This window comes from Zobellia laminariae (assembly GCF_030553095.1).
Lineage (GTDB): Bacteria > Bacteroidota > Bacteroidia > Flavobacteriales > Flavobacteriaceae > Zobellia > Zobellia laminariae.
Map to the genome: position 1 here is coordinate 4487646 of NZ_CP130738.1, position 17843 is coordinate 4505488.

A 17843-nucleotide genomic window follows, 5' to 3' on the forward strand; every position below is an offset into this window, starting at 1 on the left:
CTATTGCATGAACACCGAATTAGAGAAAGCTATACATATTGCCACACAACTTGCCGAAGAGCACCAACATGAAAGTTTTGGTCCCGCTCATTTAATAAAAGCCTCCTTAAACAGAGACCTTTCTTTACTCCGCATCTTACATGACCAAGGAGTTGATGTTTATTTTATTGAAGAATGGGCAGATGTTAATATGGAATCCTACCCCAAACGAACAAGCCGCACAATGACGGTTAAGGCAAGCTCCGAAGCCAAAATGGTTTTTATTGAAGCCGAAGAGGTACAAGGTAAATTAAACAAACCAGATGTTGATCTTGTTTGCATATTCATATCAGCTATTACTCCCGGTGTTGGTTTTAACTTTGATCAAGTAAAATCGTTACCCGTAAGTAGTTCAGAATTGCTAGATAGTTTTTCTGGTGGAGCCAATAGCACAGGCGGTTCTAATAAAAAAACTGCTAAAAGCACAAATGATTTTACTCCAGATACGGATGTGCTAAAAAAATACACCAACGATCTTCTTATTGAAGCATCCAGTGGTGATTATGACCATATCATAAATCGTGATCGCGAATTAAAACAAATAGCCGAAATCCTAAGTCGGAAATCCAAACCTAATGTTATGGTTCAAGGAGAGTCTGGAGTAGGCAAAACCGTTTTAATCAATAATTTAGCTAAGGAAATACATTCCAGAAAAATCGTAGACACCTTACAACAAGCCAGCCTACTAGAAATAGATACTGCTGTACTACTTTCTGGTGCATCTTATAAGGGAGAGGTTGAAGACCGCTTACAAAGTATCTTTAACGAGGCTAAAAATCTAGTAAAACCCATATTGTTTGTTGATGATTTTCATGTGCTGCTGCAAGACGCATCTGCCAGCCAAGGCATATTAAATGTCATTAAATCAGAATTAAACAAAGGAGAAGTTATTTTAATAGGTGCAACCACTGCTGATAATTACAGAAAACATATTGCCAATGACGATGGACTTAACAGAAGGTTTGAGTCTGTAACTGTGGAAGAACCGGATTCCGAAATGGCTTTTCGCATTTTAAAAAGTGTTGGTCAAACTTACACAGAGCATCATACGCTAGACATAAATGATGAGGCCTTAAGAGAGTCTATTCGTTTGTCAAAACGGTATTTAAAAGAAAAAAGCCTGCCTGATTCTGCCTTGGATCTGGTAGATAGAACTATGGCCGCTGCAAATGTTTCCACGCAATCATTACCTGCAGATTTAGAAGATTTAAGCGCCAAGGTTACTGAAATAGAATCGGAAGCTGAAAACCAACAAGAATCAGACAAGATTCAGGCTATAGATTGGATTTACATCGAATTAAAAAATAGATTAAGCCCTATTGTAACAGGGAAATTTGATACGGAAGATAGTCTACGACTACCTACCTATCTAAAAAAATCTGCCTATATAAAAAAGATACTAGCTGGTATAGAAACCCATTCAAAAGAAGACCGTACTGCTGTAACTGAAGAAGATTTAGCAGCAATGGTAGCTGGCATTACAGGTATTCCTGCCGGTAAGGTACAGACACAAGAGCGAGAGCGATTGCTAGAAATGGAAGCTACGCTAAAGAAAAGAGTTATAGGTCAAGATAATGCCATCCAAACAGTTACGGAAGCAATTATCGAATCTAGGTCCGGACTTTCAAAAGCTGGACAGCCCATAGGCTCTTTTTTCTTCTCAGGACCTACAGGAACAGGTAAAACAGAACTGGCTAAATCATTGGCAGAATTTCTATTCAATGATGAAACGGCTATTATCCGTTTTGATATGTCAGAATTTAAAGAAGAACATTCCGCAGCCTTATTATATGGAGCACCTCCAGGATATGTAGGTTATGAAGAGGGAGGGGTTTTGGTAAACAAAATACGTCAAAAACCATATTCTATTGTACTTTTTGATGAAATAGAAAAAGCCCATCAATCTGTTTTTGATGTGTTCTTACAAATTCTTGATGAAGGGAAGTTAAATGATCGTTTAGGGAAAGTTGGAGACTTCTCTAATGCCGTAATCTTGTTTACTTCTAATATTGGTTCTGATTTTATCAGTAAATCTATTGAGGGAGGTAAAATCCCTAAATCTAACGAATTGTTAGAGATTATGGCTAGCTATTTTAGACCAGAGTTTTTAGGTCGTATTACTGAAATTGTTCCTTTTGCACCAATTGCTAAAGAAAATGCGCCGTTCATTTTTGATCTCCATTTGAAAAAAGAATTATTGGTATTGACCGAGCGATTGGGAATTACTCTGGAAATCGATAAAAAAACCAAAGACCATTTATCTTTGGATGGGTTCTCCCCTACCTATGGTGTACGACCTCTTAAGGCCGTTATACGTAATAAATTGAAACGCCCATTATCTAAAATGATTATTTCAGGAGAGATTAAGGCACCACAAACGGTAAAAGTTACGTTAAAGAAAGGCGAACTTGATTTTAAGGTAATAAAGTAAGCCTGTAAAGTTTTACCTAGTAGTTTAACAAGCAATACCAATTGTAATTGATCTAAAAAAATGGCTAAACCGTACTACGAAGCACCATTTGATTTTAAGCGTTTTTTTGAGAAAAAAGAACTTAAAAAACTATCGCTTCAAGATTCTATTTCTCAGTTTATAAGTGTTATCATAACCACTTATTTTGAAGAATATACTTTTGATGAGAATTTTGGTAGCGAAATCTGGGAAACGGATTTTGACCTTTTGGTAAATACCAATGTACTAAAGGAAAGAATTAAAAAGTCATTATCCAATCAGATTAAAACTTACGAAAAACGCTTGACCAATATAGACCTGAATATTGAATTGATGGAAAGCCTCTCATCCAAGACCAATAAGGTGCGCCTAAAGAAATATCTCTACATTACTATTAAAGGAACCATTGTAAAAACCGATGAGCCCTTTGTATTTACCGGAGATTATTATCTAGCGCCCTTATCCTATAAATAATTGTTTACTAGGAGATGATCAAGAAAGAACCAAATTCAATATTTAGTAAAAAAATAACGAAATGAAGGGCCTTACTAAAGAGGAAATAAAAGACAGACTTATTCGTAGGGCCGCCGAGGATTGGGGTGTAGACGATATGGAAATAGAATATTCCTTTGACCCTATTGTAGGCATTCTTTTTGATGCCTGTGCGCATGAGTTTGAACGTATTTCAGATACCATAAAAACAAGTCGTACAAAAGTAACCGAACGTCTGGTTGATCTACTGACACCAGAAATATCGGTAACCGCCAAACCAGCACACGCCATTATGCACGCATTGCCTATTGATGACAAAATGGTGATCAACGAGCGAAGTCAGTTTTTTCACAGAAAAAGAATGCCCTTGTTCAGGGATAGCGGAAAGGAAGATTTTAAGGATTTTTTCTTTTGCCCGTCAGGTGAATTTACTTTGAATAATTGCGAACTAAACTATATAGCCTATCCGGACAAGATTGTTTCGTACCACAATCACCGAACAACACCATGGCTTAAAAGTTCTGATTTTGAAGGAAGTACAGAAAATTCTAGTATTTATATGGGGATTAAGCCTGCCTTGGCATGAAGACTCTAGATGACCTAATTTGTTATTTTGATCTTTTAAACTTCTCAAATAAAGAGCTCTTGGTACACCATTTAGGTATTGCTGACTGGTCTATAAACGGAGAATTGCTAAATGTATCCAAGGGGTACGCCCAACGGGAAATTGTTAAGGACGATTATAGCGCTTATATCAACGAAAGTATACAAAGTAAGATTCAGTTTTATGAGGAATTTGTACAAGAATTTTATAGGGATCATTTTTATACCGTAGAAGGAAGTATTGAGCTAAAGGGAAAGCTCAAAAAGTATCCAGAAGCGTTCAAGACATTCTTGACCCAAAAAGACCTGGATGCCCTTACCACACCTTTGTTATGGATTAAAATAGAATTTTCAACCGTGGTTTCTACCGCAATGTTAGAAAACTTGCACTGCCACCTTAATTGCTTTCCTACGCTAAATAAAAAATCGCATAGCATTAGTAAACGCTTGCAACCTAATTTTAATATCATTCCATTAGAATCCGGAAACGATTTCTTCTTAGATGTTCATAATGTACTGGGTGATAGCGGAAACGAATATTATGTGCGGGATAGAAATAAAAAAGACGATGCACGACCCCAAGCTTATTTGCGCTATGGTGGCGTAAGCAGGTTTGACGAGCGGGATGCTTCAGAACTCTTAAATTACACCTTAGATTTGCTTAAAGAGGATAGTGTAGCCTTTTCGGCCATGGGTGATGATTTTATCAATTCAAACTTAAAAGATCTCAAACAGATTGTTTCTCGAATTGAACAACAGATAGAACTGCGTAATTTCAGAAAGCATAAAATTCCTTATTTAATTGTAAACCGTAATAGCGTAGAGAAAAATAGGGATAAAATTGTCTTTACAGATTATTGGACCACAACCGGAGAAAAAGCGAACAAAATAAATCCGTACAGTAAACTGTACCAATACTCGGGAACAGCTTTCAAACCAGATACTTTAGTATTCATAACCGGTAGTTTGGGCGGTCATGATGAACCAAATCCCAGTGAGAAAATTTATGCCTACAGAGAGCAGATTTTATCTAGGGGCCGTATTATAACACGTCAAGATATTATACACCATTGCTTTGCTGTTTTCAAGAATGCCATTACAAAAGTAACCGTAGAAAAAGGGGTTATGGTTTCACAAGACAATACCGTAGGCTATACCCCTACCACTGATATTCATATAACACGTCACCTTGATGCCGATTATAGTGAAACAGACTGGGAGCACCTAAAAAAGGAGCTACTGATTGGGATTAAGACCAAATCTGCAAATGTTTTGCCGTTTCGGGTTTTCTATACTTAGAAATAAACAATAAGCCAGTGTTGATTTTCGTTAGATATTAGCACTGGAAAATTTGTAGTCCAAGGATTTGTAATTATACACCAATTTAATTGGTGCTATTGGTGTAAAACCTTGAAGGAGTTTGCACAAAACTATACAAAATGACTTTTCAATTTAATGTACTGTCCTGTAGGCACTTTTAGTTTACATAATTAAATACCCGGGAACCCTTTCCCTACATTAGTCTATATGTTACAATAGTATTTGTACGAAATACCGTTCATCGATTTGAATCCCGAGTTTTTGGTAACTCCTATAATTCTAAATACCTTAACCAGCATAAAAACAACTGCATGTCTAAAATTGTCGAGGTCAAGCTTATTTTAAATGGTAATGCGTTTCTGCCTAATTCTGGCTATACCGTTTCCGTAGAACAGGCCATAGGCGGTCACAGTGCTTTTAGGGTTTCTTTTCCCGCACACGCAACAGAAACCTATGCAGGTCCCCTAATGAAAAATGCCCTTGGTTTTATCGGTAAGAAAATGTCTATTGGTCTCAACAATGGTGAAATGGAATTTATTGGAATCATTACCAATGTAGACCTACAAAAAGGCGTTGGCGCAGCAGGTACCCTTGTAGTTTCAGGTCATGGCCCTGCTGTGCTACTGGCTAATTCGGTACAGTGCTTCAGTTACGAAGAAGGGACATCATTATCACAGGTGGTGGAAGACACCCTAAAAGGACATTCCACAGATATATTGAAAAAAGTATTGGAACAGGTGCCAATGTAACATTGCCGTATACCGTGCAATACAACGAAAATGATCTAACATTTCTACAAAGACTTTGTAGCCGTTACGGGGTTTGGCTCTATCATAACGGTCGGGATTTTTGTGTGGGAAGAAAAGACAGTGCCACTATAAATGGTGTATATGGTATGGATGTACTTTCATTCAATCTTTCCACTTCGTTAAAAGAACAGGTTTTTGATATGAAGGGGCATGACTGGGTAAACGACACCCTTTTAGAGGCAAGTTCCAGTTCGCATTCACCAAGTTCGTCACACCCCTACCTTTCCTCCATCAAAGGAGAATCAGATGCCATATTCAGTAAAAAGGGGAATTACGACTACACAGTAGGTCAACACGAGTACAGCGCACAATCGGGTCTTGATGCTGCCGCCAAGGTAAACACACTGGGCAGATCATCGGCCATGGTTATAGCTTCAGGAACCTCGGAACTCGCTTCCATGCGCGTGGCAGATACACTTACGCTTAAAGGCCTTAATTTCTCAGACCCTACCACACAAGACCCTTATGGATCATACGATATTATAAAAGTAGTACACCGTTTTGACCATAGTGGTCATTACAGCAATTCTTTTGAGGCCGTACCTCAAGGTACAGAACACCTACCCTACTCCAACAGCTTTGCTATACCAAGAGCAGGAGCCCAAAGAGGTTGGGTTTTAGACAATACTGACCCAGATGGTTTAGGTAGAATCAAAGTACAGTTCCCTTGGCAAAAGCCTATGGGTACTAGTACCCCATGGATAAAAATGACAACTCCCTATTCCGGTAGTGGCAAAGGCTTCTACTTTATTCCGGAAAAGGATGAAGAGGTATTGGTAGGCTTTGAAGGTGACAACCCTGAAAAACCTTTTGTATTAAGTGCAGGTTTTAACAGCAGCGCCAATAGCGGCTTTGCAGATGCAGATAATAATATTAAAGCTATTAAAACACGTAGTGGGCATTTGATTGAGCTGAATGATACGGATGGTGGGGAGAGTATTACTATAACAGATAAGAATAAAAATATTATTCTAGTAAATACGTCTAACAATGATATTTTGATTTCAGCACATAACGATGTCACCATCTCGGCTGCCGAAAACATGACCTTAAACTCCAAAAACATGAAAATCAATGTAGAGGAGGACCTCGACATTATGGTTGGCAAGGACAAGACGGAAAGCATCAATGACGATTATACGTTAATGGCCAATAACGAAGAGCATCGAATAGGAGAGGATATCAAAGTAATCAGCAATACTTACAAACAAGAAGCACAAGAAATTACAACCGACGCCAGTGGCGAAATAAGGACCAATGCTGGAGGTAAGATTACCATTGGTAGTGCCGAGGGTATTGAGTATGGAGAGTAATCAAATGAAAACAAATGAAAAAGGTTATACTATTTCTAGCTATAATGACCGGTTGTATAGGCCTGACTGCTTGTCAAGATAATGCAACAAAAGATTCGAAAACCACAAAGAATATGGCAAAGTACGATTTTATATCCTCCGCGTGTGCACCAAATTTATATCCTGCGGAAATTATACAGGGCGATTTCTACTTAGAAGACGGCAGTAGTCTCTATATTCCAACAGGGGCCTTCTTAAAAAATGGTTGGGGCGGTGTGGCAGACGCATGTCAGTGGACCCGACCGTAAAGCAATTCCCGTTAGCCTTGATATCACTTGGGTTTCGTACTTATGGAAAAAAAATATTACACTGGGAATTTCGCCCTACCAAGGGAACAAATAGCCAAATATTTTGAAGAAGGTTTTTTTGATGTAAAAACAGGTAAAAGAGGAACCTACCATTGGGTCGTAGCTGGCGTTGCACCCGGTGGTGTAGTAGTCGTATGGCTTGTTGGAACTAATAAAAATGTTGAAATTGGAAGGTATAAAGCTGAAGAAACTACGGTGGAGAAAGAAGATTTTATGCCATATGCCGAACTTTCCGTTTCAGAGATTTTAGATCGCCGAGTAAAAAGATTCTTGGAAAAGAATAATAAACCTGCAGAATTCGTGGATTCAATTCCCTACGGAATTTGGGATACCTATCGTATAAAATATAATTGGAGACCACAATTTAATTTTAAGACTAATAGTGAGATAGAAAGCATGATTATAGAATATTACAACGGCGAAGAAATCTATTCTAGCTATGAGGACTTTGAACTAACCATAGACAAAGAAAAAGCAATTCCAAAATATATTGGACTTCAATGGAAAGATAGTGATACTAACAATAAATTTGGATGCAAAATATACCTAGCAGAACAAGAAATCTTTTCTGCTTATAAAAAATTAGGAGTGGATAGCAACTTAAATCCCCTACGTCTACTTATAAATGTTGATAAATATCATAGCGAACTCACACTTACTTTAGAGAATAATAAGGATACGGAGCAGCTGGTCAAACAGAAAGTAACTATATATACCAGGAATAAATAAAAACGAATGGCAGGAATTGGATTAAATAACGTAGTTGTAAATACCGCACCAGTACACGTGGGCAATTCGAAATACCAAGAATCAATTGGGGACGAATATGTCGATGTTATCGTAGGGGTGTTTTTTGACGGTACCATGAACAATCGAAAAAACACAAATGCCAGACTTGAAAACGAAAAGCAAAAAAAGGGACTTAGAGCGAACAAGGAAATTGCCGATAAGTTTATTTCGGCAAAAAAAGAGGACACCAGCTATTATAATGACCATTCTAATGTTTCAAGAATAGAACCTTTTTACGAAGAAATAAATGAAGAAAAATATAAACAATTCTCGCTCTACATAGAGGGCATAGGAACTGAAAATTATAAAAAAGATAGCCCTAAACTGGGTGGCGGAATGGGTATGGGCCCCACAGGTGTGCGTGCTAAGGTTTTAAAAGGATGCGAAGAACTAGGAACGAAGGCGAAGAAGTATGTAAAAGATCTAAAGGTAAACAGGCTTACCATTGATGTTTTCGGATTTAGTAGAGGTGCTGCGGCAGCACGTAATTTCGTACATGAAATCAGCCAAAATAAAGGGCAGGTAAAAGGAATAATAGGTTCAACCGTCATTTATTATAATGTAGACAATGGTGCTTTAGGCGAGGAATTGCTGGCTAATAGCATCGAAATAAAACTGTTGACAGTCCGTTTCGTTGGTCTCTTCGATACAGTTGCGTCCCACGGAATTTTCCACGACAATGATACCAAGGATCTTTCATTGGATGCCATTAAAAATGCAAGATATACGCTACAATTAGCCGCTGCGGACGAGCATAGGGAAAACTTTCGATTAACCAATATAAAAAGTGCAAGCGGTAAAGGAGTAGAACTATTTTTGCCGGGCGTACATTCCGATATTGGAGGGAGTTATAAAGATGGTACAGAAGAGAGAGATTTAATCGTCAGGGAATCGATTTCAGACGCAACCCTTAAGGAAGACCGTACCTTTCTTATAAAAGAAGGATGGTTTAAACCTGATCTAATTAATGTTTCCTCTCCTATTTATATTTCGGGTTATGGAGGAGGATATTTATTTCCTGTAAAGTTGACCGGTTCTCGCCCCAATCTTACCAACAGATACAGCTTTATACCCTTAAATTTAATGGGGGAAAAAGCATTTGAAAAGAAAGTTGGTTTTTTGACAGATGATATATCTGAAAATTATCCAATAATTAGCGATCTAGAAAATGTAAAGGCTCGAATTGACAGCTATGCCAAGGGAGAAGCCAATGAATTATCTTTCGATGATATGAACGACCGGAAGCTTCTTTTAAAATTACGAGAAAAATACTTTCACTTTTCTGCTCACTATCATGATAAGGCCTTACTTAGCACAATTGTCCCCATGAAACCACATACCGAAAATGGTGTTAGAATAAGGAAAGTGAATGATGGTTAAAACTAAATTCCAACCTAAAGATATAGTAATGGGTTAGATTGATACCGGAAAAAAATAAATATGGTGACAAGCTCATATTTAACGAAAAAGTAATATTCAATATCTTCTACAAGATTTACATTAAAAAGCCGAGTTAATAGTAGAAGTAGACAAATACAATACTAGTATTTGAGTTTTTCTTAAAGATATATATGGAACATATCCATTGGAAAAAGTAATGGTAAAAGTTTATCCAAAAACTAACAATTAATTAATATTTGATAATGCACTGGAAAACTATAATACTTGCCTTTGGTACCGTCTGGTTACTTAATAGCCATTTGGGTTATGCCTTGCCTAAAACAGAAACTCTTAATAAACCTCAAAACAATACCTCAAAATTAAATCGCAACATGGCAAATGATAGTACAATAATAGACAGCTCATTTGTGATTGAAAACCATCTGTCAGATTCTTATAAAGGGGTGTTTAAAAATGGTAAGCCTTATAACGGCTACTTCAAAAAAAACATTTCAGAACATGTAATTGTAGATTATTATAAAAAAGGCAAACAAATCTATCAATATTCAAATGACTATTTAAAACTACTTGAAAATGAGGGGAGCAATGGTTTTGAATACAACACTATACAAACCTTAGATATAGAATCTTCTTATAAAGAAGGTGAAATTTACTCTGGTTTTGCGTACATCGATAACGAAAATAGTTTCACCACAAAAGAAATTGAAAAAGGAAAGACCAAAAAAATTGACATTGATGTTTTCGCCATGCATTATTTTAATAGGATAACAATTAAAGATGTTGATGGTGCTATCGAAATTACCACATTTGATGATGAGAATTCAAAAATTCTAATTGAGAAAGTCATGGACACTCTAACTTGCAAACTGGTTGACAAAAAAGTCATTGCCTACAAAGTGAACAAAGTTTTCAACTTTCAAGACCTGCCCAAAAACAGTATGATTCGTTCCTCAATCTTTCAAAACGAGCCTTTAACTATTGTTATGCGGATAGATAAAGAATTAGAAAACCAATCATCCTGTCAAGAGCTTTTTCGAAATATTTCATTATTCAATTTCAAAGACTTAGACGATTTTTATACAAAATTTGAACTTGCTAATAATGAACAGAATAATTCCGAAAAGGTTGCCTTGCTAATTGCTTATGTTATGACCGATGAAAACAGTGCTATTAAGAATGGAATCTATTGGGAAACCACTAATGGCGGGCAGTATCATGAATACTTAAAAGGAAGTGAATTAAAAATAGAAAGCCAAACTTTGGAAGAATTTCAGAAAAGTATTGATAATTTTTTTAATAAACTCTAATTGCGAAATAGTACCGAGCATGATATAAAATTTATAGAGCTCAACGGACAACCCGTTGTGCGAACGTACTCCGCAGAAGTTCGTAACCTGACTTATACGGATGGAAAAACTGAACATTCTTGTATAGCCATGTTTTTCACCGTACAATACCTAAGGATTAATCCAACGGGGAATTTAGAGTTTAATTTAAAAAGATAGACCGAAGGTTATTTTTGGACAAAAAAGATCGGCCAGTTTTTAAGCCTTCAAAAGCTCAAAAATTAGCATTGGCAGTAGCGAGTATTAACGATGACTTAATTTTTGAGGTTACTAAAAATTATAAGCTAATTGGTGTAAAGAACATAAATGAAATTAGAAGCAAATGGAAAACAATACGGTCTAGCCTGCTTTTATCTTTTCCTGACTTAGAAGATTTATGCAACAATTTTGATATACAACTAGCGGAGGGAAATATTCAGTCACTCTTTAAAAATGATAATTTCTACAATTTCTTTTTTGCAAATATATTCTATCACAAATTTGATGAAGATAGTTTTTCAGTTGCCAAAAAAGTAATATCAAACGGACTTGAAAATATATCCGTTCCTATTATTGAAAGTAGGCAAATTACAAAACAAGACCGATATTTTCAAAACATTACCATTGCCACTGAAGGGCAATTAGATGTTGAAAATAAAACGTTTCCTTTATATGAGTTGAATCAGTTTTTAAGTGAACTCCCTGTAAAACTAGGATCAAAACACAATCTCGACTTCATTTATCAAAGCAGTTATCAGATAAGTCCTAGAATTGGTCTAATTACCGAAGGGCAACTTGACTACGTATTTGAAATAAAAGACTTCTATAAAAAGAACACCACTATTAATTTTAAATTGGAAAAAGATGAGCGATAAAATCTATGTACTAGACGGCGCAATGTTGGAATGCGACCAAGGCATGCTTCCTGCAACACTTTTGGTGACTGAAAATCAAAAAATCAAAATACAGGGTAAGTTCAAGGCTACAGATATGGATGTTCAAATACCCCAAACTTTTTTCCAATGCAAATTGCAACCTGCAGGAAGCAGTTTTCTTCCCTGTATTCCAGCATTACTAAAATGGACAAAAACCTCAGAAAAGGCAACCTTAGGTAAAACTAAGAGGTTTTTGTTCGAAGATTCTGAATGCATGTGTGCCATTGGCGGAAAGGTCACTGTTCTACAGCCCATGCAAATAAATAGTATGGGGAGTGTTATGGAGGAGTTTAAATCAATTGCTATGACCATTATGGAGCAATGTTGGGTAAACAATAGCATATAATTCAAAATGATTTGAAGATAGAATCTACAAATCATATTTTTTTTAATTAATGTTAAACCCCGCCAATCCACTACCCTACATTTATCCGTATGTTTAAAAAATACTTGTGCGAATTACCGTTCATCGATTTCGTTCATTTAATTTTGGTGGCTCATATAATTCTAAATACCTTAATCGCCTTAAAAACAAACGGATGTCTAAAATTGTCGAGATCAAGCTTATTTTAAACGGGAACACGTTTCTGCCAAATTCGGGCTATTCCGTTTCCGTAGAACAGGCCATAGGTGGCCACAGTGGCTTTAGGGTCTCCTTTCCGGCGCATGCCACCGAAACCTATGCAGGTCCTCTTATGAAAAATGCACTTGGCTTTATCGGCAAGAAAATGTCTATAGGACTTAATGGCGGTGATATGGAATTTACGGGGATCATCACCAATGTGGACCTTCAAAAAGGAGCTGGTGCAGCCGGTACGTTGGTAATCTCTGGCCATGGCCCGGCGGTTCTATTGGCCAATTCGGTACAGTGCTTCAGTTATGAAGAAGGCACATCATTATCGCAGGTTGTAGAAGATACCCTAAAAGGACATTCCACAGATATATTGAAAAAAAGTATCGGAACCGGTACAGATGTTACACTACCCTATACCGTTCAATACAACGAAAGCGATCTTTCGTTTTTGCAAAGGCTTTGTAGCCGTTACGGGGTTTGGCTCTATCATAACGGTCTGGATTTTTGTATTGGAAGAGCAGGCAGTACCACCCTTAGTGGCGTCTACGGGATGGATGTACTTTCTTTCAATCTTTCTACTTCGTTAAGGGAACAGGTTTTTGACATAAAAGGACATGACTGGGTAAACGATACGCTCTTGGAAGCCACTTCATCCTCCCATGTGGCAAATTCGTCCCATCCTTATCTCGCACCGGTAAAGGGAGAATCAGATGCCGTTTTCAATAAAAAGGGAAGTTACGACTATACCGTTGGCCAACACGAGTACAGCGCTCAGGCCGGTTTGGATACGGCCGCCAAGGTGAACACCTTGGGAAGAGCATCTGGTATGGTCACCGCTTCCGGAACCTCGGAACTGGTAGCGATGCGCGTGGGCGATACGCTTGAACTAGAGGGTCTTAATTTTACCGACCCCACAAAACAGGACTCCTATGGGTCTTATGATATTATAAAAGTAGTGCACCGTTTTGACCATAGCGGACATTACACTAATTCTTTTGAGGGCGTACCTCAAGGTACAGAGCACCTGCCCTACTCTAACAGTTTTGCAGCACCCAGAGCAGCCGACCAACGTGGACTGGTACTGGACAATGCCGATTCTGAAGGACTAGGTAGAATTAAAGTACAATTCCCTTGGCAGAAACCTATGGGTACAAGTACCCCATGGATTAAAGTTCCTACCCCATATAGTGGCGGCGGAAAAGGCTTTTATTTTATCCCAGAAAAGGATGAAGAAGTATTGGTAAGTTTTGAGGCCGGAAACCCAGAAAAACCTTATGTCTCCAGTGCCGGATACAATGCTAACGCCAAGAGCGATTTTTACGACCCGGATAACAACATAAAGGCCATTAAAACCCGTAGTGGGCATTTGATCGAGCTAAACGATACGGATGGTGAGGAAAGTATTACCATAACGGACAAAAACAGCAACAAGATTTTTCTGAATACCAAAGATAGCAGCATTAGTATAAGTGCCCCGGGTAATCTTTCGTTAACAGCAGATACTATAGATATTAAGGCTAAGAATGCGCTGACGATGAAATCGGAAGAATCAACCATAGCCATCGGAGCCAAAGATGCTATTGGTATGCATAGCACTGAGGCTACCGTTCAAATAAGCGGAAAAGAAAATATAGATATCCGCAGCACCGAGGCCGAGGTCAAGATAAAGGCAAAGACTACTACCAATATAGTTGGAAACGACAAAGTGGATATCCTTTCCGGAAACGAACTTGCCATGCACGGCAAATCAACTAGTAAACTCACGGGTGGTGAAGTTCATGTAAACAAAGGTTAAGATGGAGGCAGTACTGAAGATAAAACCTTATGCCCTTCAGCATAAAACCTACCGCCATTCAGCAAAGTCTATTGTGGCCACTAAGGACATGATGATGAAAAACTCATCTGAAACCGTTTTACAAAAAACCTATGTGCAGCCCAACATTTCTGGCAAGGGCCTCATTTTTGATGTGAAAACTATTTCCGAGAGTTTTGGTAAAGGAAGCGCTACGGAAAAGCTTAACCGGGAAATGAATACTCTGTTACATGAGATTACCGTGGGCACCGATGAAAAGGGAAATTTCAAAAAAATATATAACAAGCCAACGGTAATCGAAAAATGGGCCAAGGTTCGTAAACAGTGGAAAAAAGAGGCGAACAACGAAACCCGAGAACAAATCAATAAAACTATTGCTATAGTAGAAGAAAACCTCTCCAATGGTAGTTTTGAAAAAGAGGTTGCCAATTCTGGCGCTCTATACTTTTTATTTTGGTCTACATGGTACCTATAGCGCTGCTTCTGAAACCATCGTAAAGCGGCAGCTGGCCAAGTTTTTGGTCACCCAGCCCCTACCCTTAAAAATCGAATACAAGCTCAAATCGCCGGGGAATGCAAATGCCCCTTTGGTGATTGAAGGTATTGGCACTGTTGACGAGGATAAACTAGATGCCAAGGAACTGACCAAGTTCATACGCACCCTTAAGGACAAAATAAATATGAAAGTTGAGCTTCAGGTGGACTATAAAGAACATTTGGAGTTTGACCGTGAGCATTGGCTTATTAAGGGAACACAACAAGTAAAAGTAAAGATTCCCGGCTTCTATATGACCGAGAGCAAACAGGAGATCACCGAACTCGAAGACCAAACCCATGGCGAATAAAAAATACGTACCGCAAGGCACCTATTTGGCCTGTGACAAGGGCACGGTACCGGTAGAGTTTATGATTACGAATAACAACAATTCATTCTTATTCGAAGAGCCGATTGCCAATTCAGGAGATATGGTGCCGATGGTCAACGTTATGCCCATGGGCGTATGCACGGTAACAAGTAACCCCTGTGTGCCTGCCCCTATCATGTGGGACGGTTTCGAGGACGGTATTTTTATCGGTTTTTTCAACCCCTTGTTGGAAGATTCGGTATTGCCTTGTGGTGCTGGAGGTAAAATAGAGATTTTCTACTCCATGGAAGATGCCACTGCCGCTTGTGCGGAGGAGGAATCCAGTTTTTGGGGGACCTTAGGCAAAGTTGTACTTGTGGTGGCCGCAGTTGCACTTATAGTTGTCACAGGAGGAGCTGCGCTGGCGGCAATAGCGGCAGTTGGAGCGGCGACCGGAGCCTTGGCAACAGGAGTAGCTGTGACGGTCGCCGCTTTGGAGGTAGCAGGCTGTCTTTTGACCGTAAAAGCCTTATATGACTACTCCCAAGATGGAGACGAAGAAGCATTGTTCAAGGAAGTAGCCTTAGGCTTTTTGTTTTTGGGTGCCGGAAAGGCGTTAGAAAAAGGGTTCAGAATGTGGAAGGCCGGTAGCGCTGTAAAAGCCAGTGATGAATTATTGGAAATCGGTGATGATGCGCTAAAGGGTGCCGATGAAATAGCGGGAATGAGCAAGGAGGCTTTGGAACAGGCATTAAAAACAGAGCCCGATACGGCCTTCTTCTGGTCTGGCAGGACTAATGGTGTCGGTGGTCAAGACGTTGCACTTGATATAGCAAAAAGTAGAGGGGGAACGACGATGGAAGGTATTATGGATGCAAATAATGTAAAAATGCCCGATTGGGATATAGCCAAACCGGAATCGATAAAGGCATGGGAAGATGCATCTGCAATGTATGCCAAGGGAGTTTCAGGAGAAGTTCGGGCCGTTGTTGGGAACAAGCTACGACCTAATAATATTTGGGAAAATGTAGAATTACCTAGATTAATGAAAAATCCCGATGTTACTAAAATAACGACCATCGATCCAGTTACCCAAATAGAAAAAGTAATATTTACAAGATAGGTATGAAGATTACAGGAACATCATCGCACATTAAGGTTGAGATTGGCAAAATCACTTATATTATAGAGGGAGAAAGAACCGTAAATGGATTTCTTGCAAATTTAGACACGATTTCTTATGTTGACGAACCAGAAATCACCGAAGTACCAGAAAATGAGATCTCTAATGTAAAAAAAGAGGTCTTGGCATATACCTCGGATAAAAATTTTAAAGTCGAGTTCGAAGAGAAGGATGATGGAATTGAAAAAAAAATGCGTTAAAGATCTTGGATGATGCGGTCAATAAAACGCTTGAGCTTTATCAAACCGAATCGATACAGGACAATTATAAAGATATTATGAATCAGCTAGTCTATTTAAAAGACGCGTTGAACAATGAGAATGACAGGAACTCTTTCTCTAAAATAAACCTCAACAAATATGCTCAGGAATATTTGACTGATATTCCCGGATATTCTACCTTGTTATCCCAAGCGTTCGGGGTAATGAGCTTAATGAAATATGGTAAGCTTTAGATTACAGCCTTACATCGAAAGTTCGTAAAATTTATAGCTCAGCAGTCTTTATAGCGAAAACATAATGGCAAATAAAAAATACGTACCACAAGGCACCTATCTAGCCTGTGATAAGGGCACTGTGCCCATGGAGTTTATGATTACCAACAATAACAATACGTTCTTGTTCGATGAACCTGTAGCTAATACGGGCGATATGGTACCGATGCTCAACGTAATGCCCATGGGGGTCTGTATGGTAACGGGCAGTGCTTGTGTTCCCGCACCTATTATGTGGGAGGGTTTTGAGGATGGTGTTTTCGTAGGATTTTTTAATCCTTTGTTGGAAGATTCTGTACTACAATGTACTGTTGGCGGAAAGATCGAGATTTTTTACTCGCTGGAAGATGCCGAAGGAGCCTGCGCCGAAGAAGGCATGGGTTTTTGGGAGAAGCTTGCAGTCGCCGTTGTGGTCGTAGCCGCCGTAGTACTAATTGTTGCCTCCGGTGGTGCGGCATTGGCTGCCGTTGGTGCGGCATCGGCTGCATATAGCGCAGGGGCCATGGGAACAATGGCGGTGATGGGAGGCGTGGCTGCATTGGAGGTGTATGGTGTATATTCGGGTGTCAAAGGATTGTACAATTATTCGCAGGACGGGGATTTTGAAAGCTTGGCCAAAGACGTGGCATTAGGGTACCTTTTCTGGGGTGCTGGTGCTGCAATTGGGAAAGGATATAAAATGTATAAAGCCAATAAGTTAGCTAAGGCCATCGACGAAGAACGGATATTAAAGGAGGTTTTTGAATCCATGGATCACAATGGGACTGGGAAGAATGTAATTAAAATCGGGGACGAAGCTCTTGAAGCAGGTGATGAGAGTCTAAAATTAGTTGAGGATATTAATTATTCTAGAAAAGCATATGAAAAAGCTCTTAAAAATCATGATGTATTACCAGCTAGCAAAAAAGTAAAAACAACTGCCTCAGATGGAAAGAATACCGTGAGCGGAAGTTCACCAAAGCGGATTAGTAATAAAACCCGAGATGCCATGGGTGGTGTTGATGATGTATCATAAGGCAATGTAATGGATCAATCTGATGAAATTGGACATACTTTAAATAATAACTCAAGTATTGATAATGGTATTCCATAAGGTCAAGCAAGTGCAAGTCA

General features: G+C 38.8%; 20 protein-coding genes. All 20 read left to right on the forward strand.

Annotated elements, in window-relative coordinates:
• Nucleotides 1–7 precede the first annotated feature (7 nt).
• The 20 genes from Q5W13_RS21700 (at nucleotide 8) to Q5W13_RS21795 (ending at nucleotide 17745) form a co-directional block, all read left to right on the forward strand.
• Nucleotides 8–2470, forward strand: a complete 2463-nt coding sequence (locus Q5W13_RS21700) for an AAA family ATPase (RefSeq protein WP_304444477.1) — start codon at nucleotides 8–10, stop codon at nucleotides 2468–2470.
• Nucleotides 2471–2530: 60 nt separating this feature from the next.
• Nucleotides 2531–2962: a GPW/gp25 family protein gene (locus tag Q5W13_RS21705; protein ID WP_304444478.1), complete on the forward strand. Its 432-nt coding sequence runs from the start codon at nucleotides 2531–2533 to the stop codon at nucleotides 2960–2962.
• Between the two features lie 61 nt (nucleotides 2963–3023).
• Nucleotides 3024–3566: a hypothetical protein gene (locus Q5W13_RS21710; RefSeq protein ID WP_304444479.1), complete on the forward strand. Its 543-nt coding sequence runs from the start codon at nucleotides 3024–3026 to the stop codon at nucleotides 3564–3566.
• A complete protein-coding gene (locus tag Q5W13_RS21715) occupies nucleotides 3563–4882 on the forward strand; it encodes a hypothetical protein (protein ID WP_304444480.1) in 1320 nt (439 codons plus the stop codon). Before Q5W13_RS21710 ends, Q5W13_RS21715 begins: the two co-directional genes overlap by 4 nt.
• Nucleotides 4883–5214: 332 nt before the next feature.
• Nucleotides 5215–5652 carry a hypothetical protein gene (locus tag Q5W13_RS21720; protein WP_304444481.1) on the forward strand — a complete coding sequence of 146 codons (438 nt, stop codon included), beginning with the start codon at nucleotides 5215–5217 and terminating at the stop codon, nucleotides 5650–5652.
• Nucleotides 5653–5666: 14 nt separating this feature from the next.
• The gene (locus Q5W13_RS21725) at nucleotides 5667–7025 is read left to right on the forward strand and encodes a type VI secretion system Vgr family protein (protein WP_304446560.1); all 1359 of its coding nucleotides are present in this window, start codon (nucleotides 5667–5669) and stop codon (nucleotides 7023–7025) included.
• 14 nt (nucleotides 7026–7039) lie between these two features.
• The gene (locus Q5W13_RS21730; protein ID WP_304444482.1) at nucleotides 7040–7312 is read left to right on the forward strand and encodes a hypothetical protein; all 273 of its coding nucleotides are present in this window, start codon (nucleotides 7040–7042) and stop codon (nucleotides 7310–7312) included.
• Between the two features lie 42 nt (nucleotides 7313–7354).
• Complete coding sequence (locus tag Q5W13_RS21735; protein ID WP_304444483.1) at nucleotides 7355–8101, forward strand: DUF2931 family protein; 747 nt, start codon at nucleotides 7355–7357, stop codon at nucleotides 8099–8101.
• A 6-nt stretch (nucleotides 8102–8107) separates the two neighbouring features.
• The gene (locus tag Q5W13_RS21740; RefSeq protein ID WP_304444484.1) at nucleotides 8108–9541 is read left to right on the forward strand and encodes a T6SS phospholipase effector Tle1-like catalytic domain-containing protein; all 1434 of its coding nucleotides are present in this window, start codon (nucleotides 8108–8110) and stop codon (nucleotides 9539–9541) included.
• A gap of 263 nt (nucleotides 9542–9804) precedes the next feature.
• Complete coding sequence (locus Q5W13_RS21745; protein WP_304444485.1) at nucleotides 9805–10869, forward strand: hypothetical protein; 1065 nt, start codon at nucleotides 9805–9807, stop codon at nucleotides 10867–10869.
• Nucleotides 10870–11067: a hypothetical protein gene (locus Q5W13_RS21750; protein ID WP_304444486.1), complete on the forward strand. Its 198-nt coding sequence runs from the start codon at nucleotides 10870–10872 to the stop codon at nucleotides 11065–11067. It abuts the gene before it with no gap.
• Nucleotides 11068–11081: 14 nt separating this feature from the next.
• The gene (locus Q5W13_RS21755; RefSeq protein WP_304444487.1) at nucleotides 11082–11762 is read left to right on the forward strand and encodes a hypothetical protein; all 681 of its coding nucleotides are present in this window, start codon (nucleotides 11082–11084) and stop codon (nucleotides 11760–11762) included.
• Nucleotides 11752–12168 (forward strand): PAAR-like protein, encoded by a 417-nt coding sequence (locus tag Q5W13_RS21760; protein ID WP_304444488.1) that lies wholly within the window; start codon nucleotides 11752–11754, stop codon nucleotides 12166–12168. Before Q5W13_RS21755 ends, Q5W13_RS21760 begins: the two co-directional genes overlap by 11 nt.
• Nucleotides 12169–12361: 193 nt before the next feature.
• On the forward strand, nucleotides 12362–14191 hold the full coding sequence (locus Q5W13_RS21765) for a type VI secretion system Vgr family protein (protein WP_304444489.1): 1830 nt from the start codon (nucleotides 12362–12364) through the stop codon (nucleotides 14189–14191).
• Between the two features lies 1 nt (nucleotide 14192).
• On the forward strand, nucleotides 14193–14684 hold the full coding sequence (locus tag Q5W13_RS21770) for a hypothetical protein (protein WP_304444490.1): 492 nt from the start codon (nucleotides 14193–14195) through the stop codon (nucleotides 14682–14684).
• 112 nt (nucleotides 14685–14796) lie between these two features.
• Nucleotides 14797–15054, forward strand: coding sequence for a hypothetical protein (locus Q5W13_RS21775; protein ID WP_304444491.1), 258 nt, complete (start codon nucleotides 14797–14799; stop codon nucleotides 15052–15054).
• Nucleotides 15044–16177 (forward strand): PAAR-like protein, encoded by a 1134-nt coding sequence (locus Q5W13_RS21780; protein WP_438364167.1) that lies wholly within the window; start codon nucleotides 15044–15046, stop codon nucleotides 16175–16177. The genes Q5W13_RS21775 and Q5W13_RS21780 overlap by 11 nt, the downstream gene beginning before the upstream one ends.
• Before the next feature lie 2 nt (nucleotides 16178–16179).
• On the forward strand, nucleotides 16180–16437 hold the full coding sequence (locus Q5W13_RS21785) for an Imm74 family immunity protein (RefSeq protein ID WP_304444493.1): 258 nt from the start codon (nucleotides 16180–16182) through the stop codon (nucleotides 16435–16437).
• A gap of 5 nt (nucleotides 16438–16442) precedes the next feature.
• Nucleotides 16443–16691, forward strand: coding sequence for an immunity protein Tsi6 family protein (locus Q5W13_RS21790; RefSeq protein WP_304444494.1), 249 nt, complete (start codon nucleotides 16443–16445; stop codon nucleotides 16689–16691).
• A 64-nt stretch (nucleotides 16692–16755) separates the two neighbouring features.
• A complete protein-coding gene (locus Q5W13_RS21795) occupies nucleotides 16756–17745 on the forward strand; it encodes a DUF4280 domain-containing protein (protein ID WP_304444495.1) in 990 nt (329 codons plus the stop codon).
• Nucleotides 17746–17843 lie beyond the last annotated feature (98 nt).